Source organism: Bifidobacterium lemurum (assembly GCF_014898175.1).
In the GTDB taxonomy this organism is placed as follows: Bacteria; Actinomycetota; Actinomycetes; order Actinomycetales; family Bifidobacteriaceae; genus Bifidobacterium; species Bifidobacterium lemurum.
Window position 1 is genome coordinate 1,978,982 of record NZ_CP062948.1, and the last position, 15,880, is coordinate 1,994,861.

At 65.2% G+C, this 15,880-nt stretch carries 18 protein-coding genes; 6 read left to right on the forward strand and 12 right to left on the reverse strand.

Annotated features, from left to right (window positions below; all coding sequences use genetic code 11):
• Positions 1-63: 63 nt before the first annotated feature.
• Complete coding sequence (gene purB / locus BL8807_RS07585) at positions 64-1,506, reverse strand: adenylosuccinate lyase (RefSeq protein ID WP_072726364.1); 1,443 nt, start codon at positions 1,504-1,506, stop codon at positions 64-66.
• Positions 1,507-1,773: 267 nt separating this feature from the next.
• Between purB and BL8807_RS07590 the strand changes: the two genes are divergently transcribed.
• From BL8807_RS07590 to BL8807_RS07605, 4 genes are all read left to right on the forward strand, one after another.
• Positions 1,774-2,502, forward strand: coding sequence for a response regulator transcription factor (locus BL8807_RS07590; protein WP_072726365.1), 729 nt, complete (start codon positions 1,774-1,776; stop codon positions 2,500-2,502).
• Between the two features lie 264 nt (positions 2,503-2,766).
• On the forward strand, positions 2,767-3,672 hold the full coding sequence (locus BL8807_RS07595) for an ATP-binding cassette domain-containing protein (RefSeq protein ID WP_072726375.1): 906 nt from the start codon (positions 2,767-2,769) through the stop codon (positions 3,670-3,672).
• Positions 3,673-3,710: 38 nt separating this feature from the next.
• Positions 3,711-4,523, forward strand: coding sequence for a hypothetical protein (locus BL8807_RS07600; RefSeq protein WP_072726376.1), 813 nt, complete (start codon positions 3,711-3,713; stop codon positions 4,521-4,523).
• 138 nt (positions 4,524-4,661) lie between these two features.
• Entirely contained in the window at positions 4,662-5,696 is a 1,035-nt protein-coding gene (locus tag BL8807_RS07605; protein WP_072726377.1) for a sensor histidine kinase, read from the forward strand.
• Here the strand turns inward: BL8807_RS07605 and BL8807_RS07610 are convergent.
• The 11 genes from BL8807_RS07610 to BL8807_RS07660 form a co-directional block, all read right to left on the reverse strand.
• A complete protein-coding gene (locus BL8807_RS07610) occupies positions 5,682-6,056 on the reverse strand; it encodes a hypothetical protein (RefSeq protein ID WP_072726378.1) in 375 nt (124 codons plus the stop codon). The two genes, BL8807_RS07605 and BL8807_RS07610, sit on opposite strands and share 15 nt — an antisense overlap.
• Positions 6,053-6,271 carry a hypothetical protein gene (locus BL8807_RS07615; RefSeq protein ID WP_072726380.1) on the reverse strand — a complete coding sequence of 73 codons (219 nt, stop codon included), beginning with the start codon at positions 6,269-6,271 and terminating at the stop codon, positions 6,053-6,055. The genes BL8807_RS07610 and BL8807_RS07615 overlap by 4 nt, the downstream gene beginning before the upstream one ends.
• 65 nt (positions 6,272-6,336) lie before the next feature.
• A complete protein-coding gene (locus BL8807_RS07620) occupies positions 6,337-7,914 on the reverse strand; it encodes an alpha/beta fold hydrolase (RefSeq protein WP_072726382.1) in 1,578 nt (525 codons plus the stop codon).
• Entirely contained in the window at positions 7,911-8,249 is a 339-nt protein-coding gene (locus BL8807_RS07625) for a hypothetical protein (protein WP_072726383.1), read from the reverse strand. Before BL8807_RS07625 ends, BL8807_RS07620 begins: the two co-directional genes overlap by 4 nt.
• 303 nt (positions 8,250-8,552) lie before the next feature.
• A complete protein-coding gene (locus tag BL8807_RS07630; RefSeq protein ID WP_083570251.1) occupies positions 8,553-9,161 on the reverse strand; it encodes a DUF6466 family protein in 609 nt (202 codons plus the stop codon).
• A complete protein-coding gene (locus tag BL8807_RS07635; RefSeq protein ID WP_072726384.1) occupies positions 9,158-10,183 on the reverse strand; it encodes a VWA domain-containing protein in 1,026 nt (341 codons plus the stop codon). Before BL8807_RS07635 ends, BL8807_RS07630 begins: the two co-directional genes overlap by 4 nt.
• Complete coding sequence (locus BL8807_RS07640) at positions 10,180-11,247, reverse strand: vWA domain-containing protein (protein WP_072726386.1); 1,068 nt, start codon at positions 11,245-11,247, stop codon at positions 10,180-10,182. The genes BL8807_RS07635 and BL8807_RS07640 overlap by 4 nt, the downstream gene beginning before the upstream one ends.
• The gene (locus BL8807_RS07645; protein WP_072726388.1) at positions 11,244-11,768 is read right to left on the reverse strand and encodes a hypothetical protein; all 525 of its coding nucleotides are present in this window, start codon (positions 11,766-11,768) and stop codon (positions 11,244-11,246) included. The genes BL8807_RS07640 and BL8807_RS07645 overlap by 4 nt, the downstream gene beginning before the upstream one ends.
• Positions 11,765-12,742, reverse strand: coding sequence for a DUF58 domain-containing protein (locus BL8807_RS07650; protein WP_072726390.1), 978 nt, complete (start codon positions 12,740-12,742; stop codon positions 11,765-11,767). The genes BL8807_RS07645 and BL8807_RS07650 overlap by 4 nt, the downstream gene beginning before the upstream one ends.
• A complete protein-coding gene (locus BL8807_RS07655) occupies positions 12,739-13,815 on the reverse strand; it encodes an AAA family ATPase (protein ID WP_072726437.1) in 1,077 nt (358 codons plus the stop codon). Before BL8807_RS07655 ends, BL8807_RS07650 begins: the two co-directional genes overlap by 4 nt.
• A 62-nt stretch (positions 13,816-13,877) precedes the next feature.
• On the reverse strand, positions 13,878-14,585 hold the full coding sequence (locus tag BL8807_RS07660; RefSeq protein WP_094725262.1) for a uracil-DNA glycosylase: 708 nt from the start codon (positions 14,583-14,585) through the stop codon (positions 13,878-13,880).
• Between the two features lie 125 nt (positions 14,586-14,710).
• On the opposite strand from BL8807_RS07660, the gene BL8807_RS07665 reads away from it, so the two are divergent.
• A complete protein-coding gene (locus BL8807_RS07665) occupies positions 14,711-15,400 on the forward strand; it encodes a LytR C-terminal domain-containing protein (RefSeq protein ID WP_072726394.1) in 690 nt (229 codons plus the stop codon).
• A 166-nt stretch (positions 15,401-15,566) separates the two neighbouring features.
• Positions 15,567-15,806: a cold-shock protein gene (locus tag BL8807_RS07670; protein ID WP_072726396.1), complete on the forward strand. Its 240-nt coding sequence runs from the start codon at positions 15,567-15,569 to the stop codon at positions 15,804-15,806.
• Positions 15,807-15,880: the final 74 nt, after the last annotated feature.

Sequence of the window (15,880 nt, forward strand, 5' to 3'; positions counted from 1 at the left end):
CCGTTGAGATGAGTGGGCTCGATCTCAACGACGTCGGTCGTGCGTGCGGTCGGTCGGCGGATGTCAGCGGTCGAAGGCGACCAGCTGGCCGGCGACGCCGGTGTATGTGGCGGGGGTGAGGGCCTTGAGATAGGCGGCGGTCTCCTCGTCGAAGGCGAGGGAGTCGATGAAGGACTCCACATCCTTCTGGCTGATTTCGTGGCCGCGCATCAGCTCCTTGACCTTCTCGTAGGGCTTCTCCATGCCGGGCAGACCCTTGAGCTCGCAGGCGCGCATCGCGGTCTGGATCGGCTCGCCGAGCACCTCCCAATTCTCGTCGAGCTCGCGCGCGATGACGATGTCGTTCGGGTGGATGGACTTGAGGCCGCCCATGAGATTGTTCAGAGCGAGCAGGCTGTAGCCCAGCGCGGAGCCGATGTTGCGCTGCGTGGTGGAGTCGGTCAGGTCGCGCTGCCAGCGGGATTCGACCAGCGTGGCGGCGAGCGTGTCGAGCAGCGAGCAGGAGAACTCGAAATTCGCCTCGGCGTTCTCGAAGCGGATCGGATTCACCTTGTGCGGCATGGTGGACGATCCGGTCGCGCCCTTGACGGGCACCTGCGCGAACACGCCGCGCGAGATGTACATCCACACGTCCACGCACAGGTTGTGCATGATGCGGTTGGCATGCGCCACCGTGGAATACAGTTCGGCCTGCCAGTCATGGCTTTCGATCTGCGTGGTCAGCGGGTTCCAGGTCAGACCCATGCGGTTGGTGACGAACTCGCGGGAGACGGCCACCCAGTCGACGTTCGGCAGCGCGGCCAGATGCGCGCCGAAGGTGCCGGTCGCGCCGTTGATCTTGCCGAGATACTCCTGAGCCTTGAGATGCTTGAGCTGGCGGTTCAGACGGTACACGTAGACGGCGAGCTCCTTGCCCAGCGTCGTCGGCGTGGCCGGCTGGCCGTGGGTGAGCGAAAGCATGGCCTTGTCCTGGTATTCCTCGGCCTTGGCGGCGAGATGGTCGATGATTGCCTCGAAATTCGGCAGCCACACCCGCTCCATCGCGTCCTTGACGCAACGGGCGGTGGAGAGGTTGTTGATGTCTTCGGAGGTGCAGGCGAAATGCACGAGCGTCTTGATGTTCGGCAGCTGCGTGTCCGCGCCGAGGGTTTCGGGCGCTTTGTCGAGCTGGTCGTCGATGTAGTATTCCACGGCCTTGACGTCATGGTGGGTCACGGCCTCGTGCGCGGCGTGGGCCGCGATGCCCTCGGCGCCGAAATCCTCGGGGATGGCGCGCAGGAACGCGATCTCGGCTTCGGTGAAGGGCTTGACGCCCTCGACGATGGGCTGGTTGCCGTTGGCCTCGAAGCCGTTGGCGAGCAGGATCATCCACTCGACCTCGACGCGCATGCGCTCGCGGTTCAGGGCGGGTTCGCTCAGGTATTCGACGAGGTCGGCGGTCTGCGCGTGGTAGCGGCCGTCAAGCGGGGTCAATGCGATTGCGGGGGAGATGTCAGTAAGCTTCATAACTCCCTAGGGTACTTCCAGCCCACGAATTGGAAAAGCGTGCCGTTGTCATTCCTGATGGGCTATTCGTCGTCCTCCTCAGTGGACTCCCTGCTGCCCCGACCTCGTTTCCGGCGATTGAGATGCCTCGACTCCGCTTCGCTTCGCTCGGCATGACGGGAAGAGCGCTTCGCTCGGCATGGCGGTCCTCTCGTCATCCCGAGCGAAGTCGAGGGATCTCATAATCCTGTGGAGGAGACGTCCTTGAGAGGGTCGGAGGTGACGGCGATGACGGACACGCGAATTCTGGTGGTGGAGGACGACGCGGACATCAATGAGGTGGTATGCGCTCGGCTCGCCCGCGCCGGATACGGCATGACGGCCGCATACTCGGGCTCCGAGGCGCGCATGGTGCTGGAGCGCGAATCCTTCGACCTGATCGTCACCGATTTGATGCTCCCTGGCGTTCCAGGTGAACGACTGATCGCCGACCTGCGGGAGCATGGCTCCGGCGCGCCGATTATCGTGATCTCCGCGCGCGGCGCGGTGGACGACCGCGTAGCCGTGCTGGCGATGGGCGCGGACGATTATCTGGTCAAACCCTTCGATCTCGACGAACTCGCCGCCCGCGTCGAATCCCAGCTGCGCGGCCGGTCCTATGCCACGAGAGGCTTGGGAGAAGATGCGGCGGCCGTGCGAGACGGCGGCGACGGCCGCATGGTCCGCGGACGTTGGACGCTCGACTCCGCCGCCAGAGTGTTCGCCGTCGACGGCGAACCGGTGCCTCTGACCAACATCGAATTCAACATCGTCGAACTGCTGGCGGCGCACCCCAACCAGGTGTTCACCAAACAGCAGGTGTACGAGCTGTGCTGGGGTGAATCATACTTGGTCGACGACAACACCGTCACCGCGCATATCTCGAAGATCCGCGCCAAGCTCAAAGCCTCCGGCACGGACTCGTATATCCGCACCGTCTGGGGTCTGGGCGTCAAACTGGACGTCGAACAGCCTTGATGTGGAGTTTGGTGTGACCCAGTGAGAAGACGATGGTGATGGTAACGATGCCATCACAACATCAATCGTTTGACGTACGCTTGTCGTGCAAGCCGGTCACACCAAACTTAAAATCGACCTGTGTTGACGCCGTCGCACGGTCGGATCGCCGGTCCGAAACGGATGAAACGTCACACTTTGGTAAGAAACAGGCGAAGATTGCGCAAGAAACGCACCGTAGCGTGAAGACATCGGCAATAACGCAACGTGAATGGAGCAACGACTATGGATGTGGTGACGGTCCGCGCGCTCGTCAAACGATACGCGGGCAGGCGGGTGATCGACGATTTCGAGATGCATGTGCCGCAAGGCGCGATCTACGGATTCGTCGGCAAGAACGGCGCGGGTAAATCCACGGTGATGAAGATGATCGCCGGATTGGTGGCCCCGACCAGTGGGGAGATCACGCTGTTCGGTGGACAGACGTCCGACGTGCGGCGCATCGGCGTGCTGCTCGAACATCCGGGCCTGCTGCCGAATCTGAACGCCTACGACATGATGATGACGCAGGCGATCGCGTTCGGCGTGACCAACCCCAAAACCGCCTGCCGTGATCTGTTGGCGCAGGTGGGGCTCGGCGAGACAGGTCGCAAACCGATCAAAGGCTTCTCCCTGGGCATGAAGCAACGCCTCGGCATAGCCTTGGCGTTGCTGGGAGGCCCGGATCTGCTGCTGCTCGACGAACCGTTGAACGGACTCGACCCCGAAGCGGCCCGGGCCATGCGCAACTCTTTGGTGGAACTCAACCAGACCCGCGGCATCACCATCGTGATCAGCTCGCATGTGCTTGACCAGCTGGAACGCATGTGCACGCATTACGGCGTGATCGCAAGCGGCCGTATGACGTGCGAGATGACCGCCGGCGACGTGGAGCGAGAATGCGGCCAAAGCCTTCGCGTGCGCACCGCCGAACCCGCGAAAAGCCTGGTGTTGCTCGAGGACGCGATCGGCGCGGACGGCGTTCGCTTCGCCGCCGAGCCGGACGGCTCCATCATCGTCTCCGGCGCGTTCAGCGCCGATCGAATAGCCGCGATTCTGCACGAACACGGTCAGGAGGTTCGGGAGATGTCGAGGCAGGCCAAAGACATGGAGGACTATTTCGTGTCGCTGATGGAACCGTCGGCGCGGTGAGCGGCTGCGAGAGAGCACGAAAGGAAAGTGGGCAGAGGATGATCAACTTATTCAAATCCGATATGTACCGCCTGATCCACGGACGCAAACTGTGGATGATGACCGCGCTGATCGCCGCGATGAACATCGGACTGACCGCCTTGAGCTTCTATATGGTCCGCCATGTGGAAGGCGAATTCGATGCTGATACCGCGATGTTCGCCACCATGCGTTTCGACAGCCATGTCATGATGCTCAGCGAACTGGGCATCACCACGACCACGCTGAGCTTCCTGACGCTGGTGTTCGCGGTGCTGGTCGTCAACGAGGACTTCGAGACCGGCTTCGTCAACAACCTCGCCGCAGGACGGCATATGGGAGGCTACTACGTCGGCAAACTGTTGACGCTGGCGGCGCTGACGGTGTGGCACACGATGGTGTACATCGTATCCGCGGAGATCGGATTCGCCATCTTGGGATTCCGCTATGACCAGCGGGAGGATTGGGGTGTCTACTTCGCTTTTGTGGGACTGGTGATGCTGGGCGTGTTCGCGATGGCGACCGTCGTCGCCTTCGTCACCTGGCTGAGCCGCAACAGAGTCGTGGGCGTCTTCGCGGCGATCGCGGTGCAGCCTATGGGGCCTGTGGACATGGTGATGACCACGGCGGCGCAAATGCTCGACAAGCCGGACTCGCCATGGTTTCAGACCGTGCTGGAATGGATGCCTTCGTATAATTTCTCACAGCTCGCCGCCACCGCCACGATCGGCGGCATGCCGGTGTGGTTGCATGCGCTGATCGCCTTCGCCGGATGGGTCGCGCTCGCCGGCGGTGCCGCGGTGCTGGTCAACCGTCGCCGCGACGTGTGCTGAGATCTCTCGACTCCGCTACGCTCCGCTCGAGATGACGGACTTAGTCTGTTTTCTTCGTCATTCCGAGCGGAGCGTAGCGGAGTCGAGGAATCTCGTGATGGAGCGGGCGGAATGTCTTGCGGTGGCTAGGATGGGCGTATGGGATATGTGCTGGCACTGATTGCGGGAATCGCGTGCGGCGCGCTTGGTGTGGCGGTGATGGTCGCCCATGAGCATCGGCGTGCGGCGCGGTTCCTCGCGCATCGCCCGTCCGACGGCAACGCCCGCCTGGATGTGCGTATGCCGGGAAAATCATGGAGCGAACTGGCCGCTTCGATCAACGCCGCACTCGATAAGATCCAAGCGGAACGCATCCAATCGATCGGCGAACGGCAGGAGTTCCAGCGGGGCTTGTCGGCCCTCGCCCACGATGTGCGCACGCCGCTGATGGGCGCGCAGGGCCATATCCAACTCGCGCTGGATGATCTTGCCAGCAAGCATTATGCCGTTTCGTCCCATGGAGACGCAATCAAACCCGATTCCGTCGAACGAAGCGAAGATGCGACGGTGACGCTCCGTAATGATGACGATGGTCCTGCCGGGTTCGCGAATATGTCGCAGACCGGTCGTCATCTGACGGCGGCGCTCAACCGTCTGGGTGATATGCGCGAGCTACTCGACCAGCTGTTCTCCTATGCGCGCGCCAACGACCCCGATCGGGCGCTCGACATCGAATCCGTGGCCGTGCATTCACTGGTCGCTGACGTTCTGGTGGGGCATTACCCCGAATTCGAGGAGCGCGGCTGGGAGCCGGTCGTGGACTTCAGGGACGAGGCGTTCGCGGTCGAGGCGGACAGGGCCGCGCTGGTGCGTGTCGTCGATAATCTGGTCGTCAACATGTTGCGTCATGGCGTGGGCGCGCCGACGATCGTCCAGCGCGGGGGAGTCGTCTCCTTCTCCAACGTCGTGGATGGGCGGGCCGCGGAGAATCTTGCCCCGGACCGGTTATTCGCCCGGTTCTACCAAGCCGATGACGCCCGTTCGTCCGGCGGGTCCGGACTTGGGCTTTCGGTCGCCCAATCGCTGGCCCAATCCATGGGGATGTCTCTGACGGCGCGGCTGGACCGCGCGGGTGGCGGCGGCGCTGGTATGGACGCTCCGCCCCGGTTGGTGATCGACCTACGCGTTCACTAGTTGGTGCGCGCGTTGGCGGGATACGCCGAGGATGTCGCCGATCTGCTGCAACGCCAGTCCGAGTCCGTGCAGTTCCTTCGCGGCGGCTCGGGTTTCGCGGGCGGCCGCCGCGCGGGCTTCGGCTTCGCGTTCCCTCAACCGTTGCGCCTCGTCCAGATGATGCTGCACCGACTGCGGCAACCGCATGGTGATTTCCAATTCGGATTCCGCCGCATCCGCCGTATCGGTCATCACCGCGATGAGGTCGCGCGCCATCGTCTCGATCTCCTTGCTGGTGCGCGCCTGGGTGACGCCGACGCCGGGAATCTCAAGTATCCAATACTTCTCACCAGGGCGTACGGTGACCTGATAGCTGCTCATGGACGTTTCCATCCTTTCCCAAGTTTCGCCTCGGCCTCGTCACAGATGCGGTCGGCCAGTCGGTCGTCGATTTCCGTATGTCTGGGAATGGGAATCATCAGCCCGCCAAGTTTGTAGACCTCATGGTTCGCGCCTTGACGTGCGAGTATGAATTCCATTCCTCGGGCACGTGCGGCTCGGCGCAAGGCCCGTATCAACGTTTTTCTTTTCGTCATTGTAATGTCAATTCCTTTATTGACAAAATTGGCAAGCGTGGGATTGACGGTTTAGTGGGCGGGGTTTAGGCGGGGGAGTCGGATTCGGCTGGGGCTAGGGTGGTGGAACGGGTCATGCGGCCTTCGAAGTAGCGGGTCTCCTTGAGTTCGCCGGCGATGGTCTGACGGAAATGTTGTTCATGACGTTGCAGCGCGGGCGAGCCCAAATCGGTGGCGTTCTGGTAGGCCGCCTGATGGTATTTGAGCCAATGGCTCAGCTCTCGTTGCGTGGTGGAACCCAAGACGGGCGCCGCGTCGAACGGCGTCGAACCGGCGACCGGCGTGGAGCCCGGCGTGCACGACCCGTTCTCGTCGACGCTCGCCAAGGTGGGCTCCGGCGCGAGGGAGACAGTCCCGCGTACAGTCAGCCAGTTGTCGGTGGCGGGATTCTCCGCCCCGTCCAAGGCGGCCACGAGCTCGTCCTCGACTTCGATGCTGGTGACCCACGTGTTCTCGCCGATGGGATGGTTGGCCACCGGCGAGCCGGCCGTCACCACATGCTGGATGTTGTAGTCGTCGGCCTTGTCGGCGGCGATGGCCGCGGCCACGATGCCGCCCTGTGAATGCCCGATCAGCGCCACAGGCTCGTCGGCGCCGATGCCCGCCTGTTCCATCGCCTCCACGACCATGCGGGCGCTGTCCGCGCTCATGCGCCGATTTGCGTCGGCGCTCATCAACTCCACGTTCTGCGCCCATCCGAACGGCGAATCCGGCTTCCCGTCGGTGCCGGGGATCGTGACCAGCCAGGCGTTCGACCCGTCGGCCCGCTCATAGCGTTGGATGGCGATGGTGGCGTACTCGAGTCCGCTGTCGAGATCCACCTTGCCCAACCGCTCCTCGGCGAGCCGCCGCAGATTCTCCAAGGATTCGCCCACCGACGCGCTGGAGCGCACCACAGGTGCATGGGAGACGACCTCACGCACACGCAGCCGGTCGCCTTGGGCGAGGTTCTTCACCGGCGCGGACACTCCGGCGATGCGCCCAGCCGCCGTGTTGACCTCGTCGGTGCGGACCAATCCCACACCGGACGGCACTCCGCCGACCTTCGCGCCGACGCCCGACATCACGCCCTCCTGGAACCGCGCGGTGGTGGTGGACATCCATGCGGGATTCGGCTTGCCCTCGACGGCCCATCCGGCGAGCAGTCCGCCGGCCGCCAGCGCGCCCGTGCCGGCGGCCGCGTAGCCGGGTTTGAGTTGGGTACCCACCTGCACCACTTCGGTGAGGATGCGGCGCGAGGCGAGTTCGGCGTCGGCATACAGCGAGTGGGCGCGGATCAATAATCGCGCCATATCGGCCAGGGTATCGCCCAATCGCCGGCATTCGACGGCATGGTCCGAGCAGCGCGCGGCCAATGTCGTGAAAGGCAGCGTCGTATGCCGCACGTCCACGGCCGTGATATCGCCGGAGGCGAGCGTGGGACACATCGGCGCGCTGACGCGATGCGAACCGAGTTGCACTCCCGTGGAGCTCCATGAGGCCGACAGCGCGCCCAACGCGCAGGCCTCGCTGTCCAACGCGCGGGCGATGCGGGCGTATTCCTCCACGGTGGCGGGCGCGAAGCCTTTGCCGCCGTAGATATGCGAGGTGACCTGCCAGCTCATGGCGCACCCGCCGATAGCGAAATCCGTGTGGTGGCGTCCATATCGTCCAGCAGTACGGCGGCTTCGCACGCCACGCGTTCGAGTCGCGTGCGGAACAGGGTGGCCGCGTTGCCTTGCCATGAGATGTCGCGCGATTGCGCGATGGCCGCCGCCGTGCGGTCGAGCGCGGCTTCGGTGGAGCGCTCCGCGACGGCGATGAGGTCGCGGCTGGACTGGACCGCCGCATGGCATGGGCAGTGGGTGTCGAAGGCCGCGACCGTGGTGCCGGCGAGGCCCGACCACGGCGAATACGACTGCGGCGAATATGGCTGTGTGGTGACGAGTGGCGTGTTCATACCACCAGTCAAAAACAGTCGGGCGGGACTTGTCCAGCCGGAACGGGTTATGTGGTTCCAGCCCCGGTTATCCACCATTACGACAACATTCCTAACATCGCATAAGCCTTACGACTGCGAATGCCGGATGTTCGCGAAGCGATGTTCGGGAATGGCTGTCTGACCGTGCGAAAGAGCGTGGCACGTCGTATCTATGGACCAAGACGACAGGCCAAGACGGCGAGATCGCCGAAGAACGACATCCGTCAGGGCGTGCGGCACCGTTGCGTTGGGTCGGCTGGTCAAGCGCCGACCGTTTGCGGACTACCAGGGTTTGGCGGTTTGCGTGCCGGTGGTGCCGCCGGTCTCGTCGGACGAGCCGTCGGAATCCGAAGCGTCGGAATCCTGGGTGCCGCTGGACGGCTGGTTGGATTGCAGCAGCTCCTCCACCTGGGCCCGCTGCTCCTCGGTCAGGCCGCCGCCCTGTTTGGTGTCCGTCGAGTCCTGATCCGACGAGTCGGTGTCGTCGTCGGAGGATCCGTTCTGCTGCTGGTCGAGCTGCTCGCGGGCGTGGACCGTCAACGCGTACGAGGTCTCGCGGTTCGCGTCGATGGCCTCGCGGATCTGGCTGAGCAGCAGCGGTCGGAAGGTGTTCGCCTCGTCGAATTGCGCGTCGGTCTGCTCCTGCAGGGCGCTGAGCGTGTCGTAGTCGACCGTCTCCTCGGAGGCCGAGGCGAGGTTCTCCTGCAGGCTGCGGGTGGCCGCGTTGAAGGTGAGCACGGCGGCGAGATTCACCGCGGCCACGCAGGCGGCCGCCGCCAGCACCACCGCCGCCGCGATCAGCGCGATGCGCACGCCCAACGGAGCGCGGGACGTGCGTGCCGCCTGCGACCCACGCGGCGAAGGGGAAGAGGACTTGCCCATACGGCTCATATCAGCCTCCTTGAGGTGGCGATCCACGCGCCGGCCTCCATGGCCAGCAACGCCAGCAGCACGATCGCCTCGGGCCATACCACCGGGGTGGTGCGCTGGCGTTCCTTGGTGGTGCTGGTGACGCGCCACTGATCCGACGCTTCGGCCGAAACGCCGTTCGCCAACGTCTGCTCGGCGGACAGGATGACGACGCTGCCGCTCATCTCGTCGGCGAGTTCGGAGAGTATGGCCTCGTCCATGGCGGAGATGCCGGGCTCTCCCGTATCCGGGTCGGTGACCCAGTTCTCGGTGTCCGGGTCGATTTCGCCCACGCCGTCGGAGACCAAGGGGATGCGCCCGCCTTCGGTGGAGCCCACGCCCACGGCGAAGGCATCGTCCAAGTACTGGCGCAGCGACGAGAAGGTGCGACGGGTCGTGGTCGAGGTCTGCTCGCCGTCGGTGATGAGATACAGGATGACGGCGTCGTCGGGATGCTGGTCGCGAATCGACTTCAACGTGAGCAGCAGCTGGTCGATCGGCGCGTCGAGGCTGGAGCCGGCCGAAACCGAAGTGGACTCCACCGACAGGGTGTCGGCCCAGTTGTCGATCGCCAGAGAGTCGGGCGTCAGCGGCACGTCCAGCGTCGCGGACGCGCCGAACCGCAGGGCCGCGAAACTTGCGTCGGCGTACTGTTCGGTCAGGTCATGCACGGCCTGTTTGGCCGCGTCCAAGCGGCTGACCGTCTCGTCGGACCCGTAGTGCGCGTCCGAGACGGCCATGGATCCGGTCACATCGACGGCGACCACCACGTCGGTGGCGTTCACCGCGCGGCTGGTGGTGGAGGAGATCACGCTGGGGGTGAGCACCATCACCGCCAGCGTCAGACAGATCAGCACGCGCCGCACGCAGGCGAACAGCGTCTCGTCGCTGTCCTTGCGGCGTACATGCAGCGTCACCTGCGCCACGGCCATTACGCACAGCAGCGCGACCAGCGCGATCGCGGCCGGCCAGCCGAGCGCGGGGGAGAAGACGAACTGACTCATCGACGCAACCTCCAAGCCGCCAGCAGCCACAGCACGACCATCACCACCAGGGCCAGCACCCACCAGCCGGGCGCGTCGACCATGGCGGCCTTGCTCGCCTCGTCGCTTTGGGCGTCGCGGCGCTGCTGGATCTCACGCACCAGTTCCTCGACCGAGGAGCCGTTGGACTGGGTGAGGAACACGCCGCCGTGCGCCTCGATCTGCTCGCGCATGGCGATGGTGTCCTCGTCGCCTTCGCTGGAGCTCGGTCCGGAATACAGGCCGTCGACCGTGATATCCGCGCTGCTGGTCAGATCCAGCGCCTGTTCGAGCGTGTAGGTGGGCTCTCCCGACACCACATTGTCGGTGGCGAGCACGATCGACGCGGCGCGCTGGCGTTCGGCGTTCGTCTCGTTCGCCTCGCCGTAGGCGAATCCGGGCAGCATGGCCGCGCAGGAGACCACGCCGTCGCCGATCAGCGAGGTGGCGTTCTGCTTGTTCTGCGTGCCCTCCAGCCAGTCGGCGACGCTCTGGTATTGGCTGTCGGTCATCTGGTCGATGTCGTCCTGCGACTGCACGCCCTCAAGCACTTCGCTCGCCTTGGTGAGCTGGTCGGTGACCAGTTCGTAGTCGTCGGTCAGCGGGAACACGGTGCGCGAGGTCGAGTTGAAGATGCTCAATCCGATGCGCTCGCCCTCGAAGTTCCCCACCAGACTCAGGTAGGTGTCGATCACCTCGCGGTCGTAGGGCAGGGTGGATCCGGACACGTCCAGACACAGCACGATGTCGCGCCCGCTGGCCTGCTCCTGCCCTTGGTCGACGCGCAAGGGGCGAGCGACCAACACGATCGCCACCGCGATCATCACGGCGAGCAGCGCGACGCCGATCCGGCTCAGAATCCGCCATTGGCCCATCAGACGCGAGGCCTCGTCGGTGGAGAGATCGTCATCCAGCGAGAACACCGCATCGTCGTGCGCGTCGTCGGGTTTCGTGCGCGTGGCGAACACCACGGCCAGCACGATGACCGCCACCGCCGCCAACACGGCGACCAGCGCGGCCCATGGCCACTGCCATTGCAAGCTCATCGCCGCCACCTTTCCACCAGATTCGACACCCAACCGGCCGCCTCGTCCACCTCGACGCCGCGCGCGTGGCTGTTCACCGCGGCATCGGCGAATTCGGGCGGATACAAGGCCTCGATGGTCTGTCGCAACAGCTGCAATCCTCCGCGCGTGGCGCCGGAGCGCTGCGAGGCCAGATCGGTCAGCGTGCTCGCGCCCAGATTCCGGCCGCTGGAGAGGGACGCGAATTCGCGGGCGATCCGCGCCAACGCCACGAACGCCTCCTCACGGGAGAGCTCGCCGTCGTGGTACGCGCGCGTCACCCCATCGATGCGAGCGCGCCACCGCGTCTTATCCGACGCGTGGGCATGCGCCCCGCGAGCGGGTTTCGCCGCCGTCCGTCGCGGGCGCGACAGCATCACCGCCGCGGCCGCCAGCACGGCGGCCAGCAGCAGGCAGACCGCCAGGAACACCAGCAGCGGCGTGGTCAGCGACAGCTCGCCGACGGTGTCGAGTTCGTTCAGGTCCGCGGCGAAGGCCCTCATGCCCGACCTCCCGATTCGACGGCCGCACCGGCCAGATTCAGCGTGGGGGCGGCGTTGAGATGGTTGCGCGTGGAATACGACAGCGCGCGCGACATCAGCGCCACGAACGCGGAGAACATCTGCTCGCTGGAGGCGGCGCGGATCATATGCGAACCCGTTTTGCGCAGTTCCCGCTCCAACGCCGCGGCCATATACTCGCGATGCGTGTCGACCTCGCGCGCGGCTCGTGAGGCGCGCAGAAACGCGGGCACCCGGCGTTCGCTGGTGCCGTCCAGCGGGGACCTACGGCCCGAGGCCAACGGCTGGAAGGGATTCATCGTGGCCACATCGATCAGCACGATCGGATGCGTGCGCGCGATGCGGCGGATCTGCTCCAGATGGCGTTCGGCCAGCGCGTGCTCGTCGGTGGCGAACACGATCAGCGCCTCTCTGTCCTTGATGCGGCGAGCGTATTCCAACATCGCGTCGATATTGCGCCCGTGGGTCCAATCGCGGTCCAACGCCTGGTCCAGCGTGCGTTCGAACTGGGCGAATCCGCCGTTGAACGGCACGCGGGTGATGCTCGCCTCATGGCACATCACCAACGACACCTCGTCGGACCGGCGCAACGACAGGGCCGCGAACATGCGCAACGCGTTGGCCGCGACCTCATAGGCGCGCTCTCCCGAGACGCAGGTGCCGCGCATCTGGATCCCCACATCCATCAGCAGCCACACATGCGAGGTCGAGGGCCTCTCGCGCTGCACCACCATGGGGCGGCCCATGCGCGCGCTCGCCTTCCAGTCGATAAGGCGGGACTCGTCGCCGGGCTCGTAGACGCGCACATCCAGCGCGTCGTCCGCGCCGCCGCGCTGGTCGGAGGAATGCTCGCCCTCCAGCACGCCCAACGCCCGTCGAACCGTGGGCAGGCTCAATTGGGTGCCGAGGGCCTCGATCTTCCTGCGGATCGGGTCGTCGTTACCGGTTGAACTCATGGAACGGGAACCGTTTCGACGATGCGGTCGACGATCTGGTCGGTGCTCACGCCGTCGGCCAACGCCTCGAAGGTGAGCATGATGCGGTGGCGCAGCACTTCGTGGGCGAAGGCCTTGACGTCCTCCGGCACCACATAGTCGCGTCCGGCCAGCAGCGCGTTGGCCTGGCCGATGCGTATGAGCGCGATCGAGGCGCGCGGGCTGGCGCCCAGACGCACCAGCGACGCGAGCCCCTGGATGGGTTTGGATCCCGCGCCGCGCGAGGTGGCGGCCAAATCGACCGCGTAGCGCATGATCGCGTCGGAGACGTGCACGCGCCGGGCGGCCGCGCGCAGGAACTCCACATCGTTCAGGGAGATCTTCTCGCCGGTGATGGTGTCGGGACCGATCATGTCGGAGCCGCGGCGGGTGAGCATCGCCAGCATGCGCGTCTCGTCCTCGGCGGATGGATAGGTCATGACGGCCTTCATCATAAAGCGGTCCATCTGGGCCTCGGGCAGATTGAAGGTGCCCTCCTCCTCGATGGGATTCTCGGTGGCGATCACCATGAACGGCCGCGGCAGGGCGATGCGCTGGCCGCCGACGGTGGTGGCGCCTTCGGCCATCGCCTCGAGCATGGCGGACTGGGTTTTCGCGTTGGAGCGGTTGATCTCGTCCAACAGCACGAAATTCGCGTGGATCGGGCCGATCTGCGTGGTGAACTTCTGCGTGGAGAAGTCGAACACCTGCGTGCCCACCAGGTCGGAGGGCATCAGATCGGGCGTGCACTGCACGCGTTTGAACGTGCCGGAGACGCAGGTGGCCAAGGTCTGCGCCGCGGTGGTTTTGGCCAGACCGGGCACGGATTCGATCAGCACATGGCCGCCGGCGACCAGCGTGACGATCAGGGATTCCCGCAGGCTCGTCTGCCCGACCAGCGTGAGCGCGAAGCGCGAGCGGATCGTATCCGCCAGCGTGCGGGCGCGTTTGACGTCGGCTGGGGCGAGCGCGGCGGTCGCCTGCGGTGCGGGTGCGGCGCTCGGTGCCGCGGCCGGTTTCGGGGGCATCTGCGGTTGTGTGGGGAATAAAGCCATGCGCACCACGGTAACAAGTCTTGCTGACGGAAGCTGGAAAACGGCGGAATTCAGCCGTTTTATCAGACCGTGGGCAGCGACCAGTCCACCGGTTCCGCCCCCATGGACGCCAACGCGGCGTTGGCGCGCGAGAACGGCCGGGAACCGAAGAATCCGCGTGAGGCCGACAGCGGACTCGGATGCGGCGACTTGATGATGGCGGCGTTCGTCAGCAACGGTTCGAGGCTTTGCGCGTTGCGTCCCCACAGAATCGCCACCAGCGGGCGCGGGCGGCCCTGCTCGTCGACGCGGGCGTTCAACGCGCGGATCGCGGCCTCGGTGACCTCCTCCCAACCTTTGCCCTGATGGCTGTTGGGCTGGCCCACGCCGACGGTGAGGCATCTGTTGAGCAGCATCACCCCGCGTTCGGTCCACGGCGTCAGATCGCCGTTGGCGGGCGCGGGCAATCCCAGATCGGAGGAGAGCTCCTTATAGATATTGATCAGGCTTTTCGGCAGCGGCCGCACGTCGGGCGCCACGGAGAAGCTCAACCCCACCGGATGCCCCGTCGTGGGGTAGGGGTCCTGGCCTACGATCAGCACTTTGATCGAGTCGAAGGGGATGGTGAAGGCGCGCAGGATATTCGCGCTCGCCGGCAGCCATGGTCGCCCCGCGGCGGTTTCGGCCCGCAGAAAGTCGCCCATGCGGTGGACCGTGGGCTCCACGTCGGCCAGGGCCTGGGCCCAACCCGGTTCGATCAGTTGCTGCAGCGGTTTGACATGCGCGTTCATGCGTTCCACTGTAGAAGAAGCGCGGGGCAAAACGTGCATATCCGGTGCATGCCGCGTGCCGTGGGATGCCGATTTCGGCCACGCCGGTTACACTCGTGGATAGTTTGAACGGAAGGGTGACGATTATGGCACGCACGGACAAAGTGACGTATGAGGATTACAACAGGGACGCGTTCGACAACCCGCCGAAGGGCCCTGTCGGCGTGCACCGCGGTCCTCGCTCGCTGGCCGCGCGCGTGACGCCGTATCTCATCGTCGTGTTGGTCGCCGCCCTGTTCGGCCTGGGCGCGTGGGGCGTGTTCTCGGGCGAGCTGGCGAATGTGCGCTTCCCGTGGCAGTCGGCCGACACCTCGCAGACCGCCGACGACCAGACCGATACGGACGATTCGACCGCCACGGACGACTCGGCCGCCACCGACGACTCGGCCGCCACGGACGGCTCTGACGCCGCCGACGGCACGGACGGCGCCACCGACGCCGATGCCAACGGCACCGCCACCGATGACGGACAGCAGGACCAGACCACCGGTGAGCAGACCCAATCCACGGTGAACAAAGACACCGCCGTTCGCGTGGTCAACGCCACCGGTATCCAGGGATACGCCGCCCAGCAGGCGGGCGTGCTGCAATCGGCCGGATACACCAACGTCACCGCGGAGAACCCGACGGGCACGGTGCCGGCGTCCACGGTGGTGTGGTACCAGAACGAAACCGACCGGGCCACCGCCGAGGACGTGGCGGCCACGCTGGGCATCACCGCCGTCGAACAGGCCGACGGCCTCGCGTCCCCCATCACCGTGGTGCTGCTGAGCTGAGGATTTCCGCGGCCCTCGTCCCCCGTTTATCTCCGACACGCCCTGTAATGCGACAACAGACACGCTACAATGGGGCATCAGTCGCGAGGTAGGGGGGAGCGCGATGCGGTTCTTTCTACGTTCCCTGACATTGGTCGCGCAACATGGGAACGAAGGAAGATCTACTATGACGCAGGGTACCGTGAAATTCTTTCTAGCCAAGAAAGGGTTTGGGTTCATCCATCCCGACGACGGCGGCGAGGACGTGTTCGTGCACTACTCGGAAATCAAGGAAGACGGCGGCGACGGCAAATTCAAAATGCTGTACGAGGGCGATCGCGTGGAATACCGCCCTACGACCGGAGGCAAGGGCATCCAGGCCGAGGAGGTCGTCAAAATCGCTTCCGCCGAAGGGTCGGATCGCTGAACGTGCGGGCGTTCGCCAGGAGCGCCGATCATGATATCCATCGTGGAACCCCGGTTCGCCATAGGCGGCCGGGG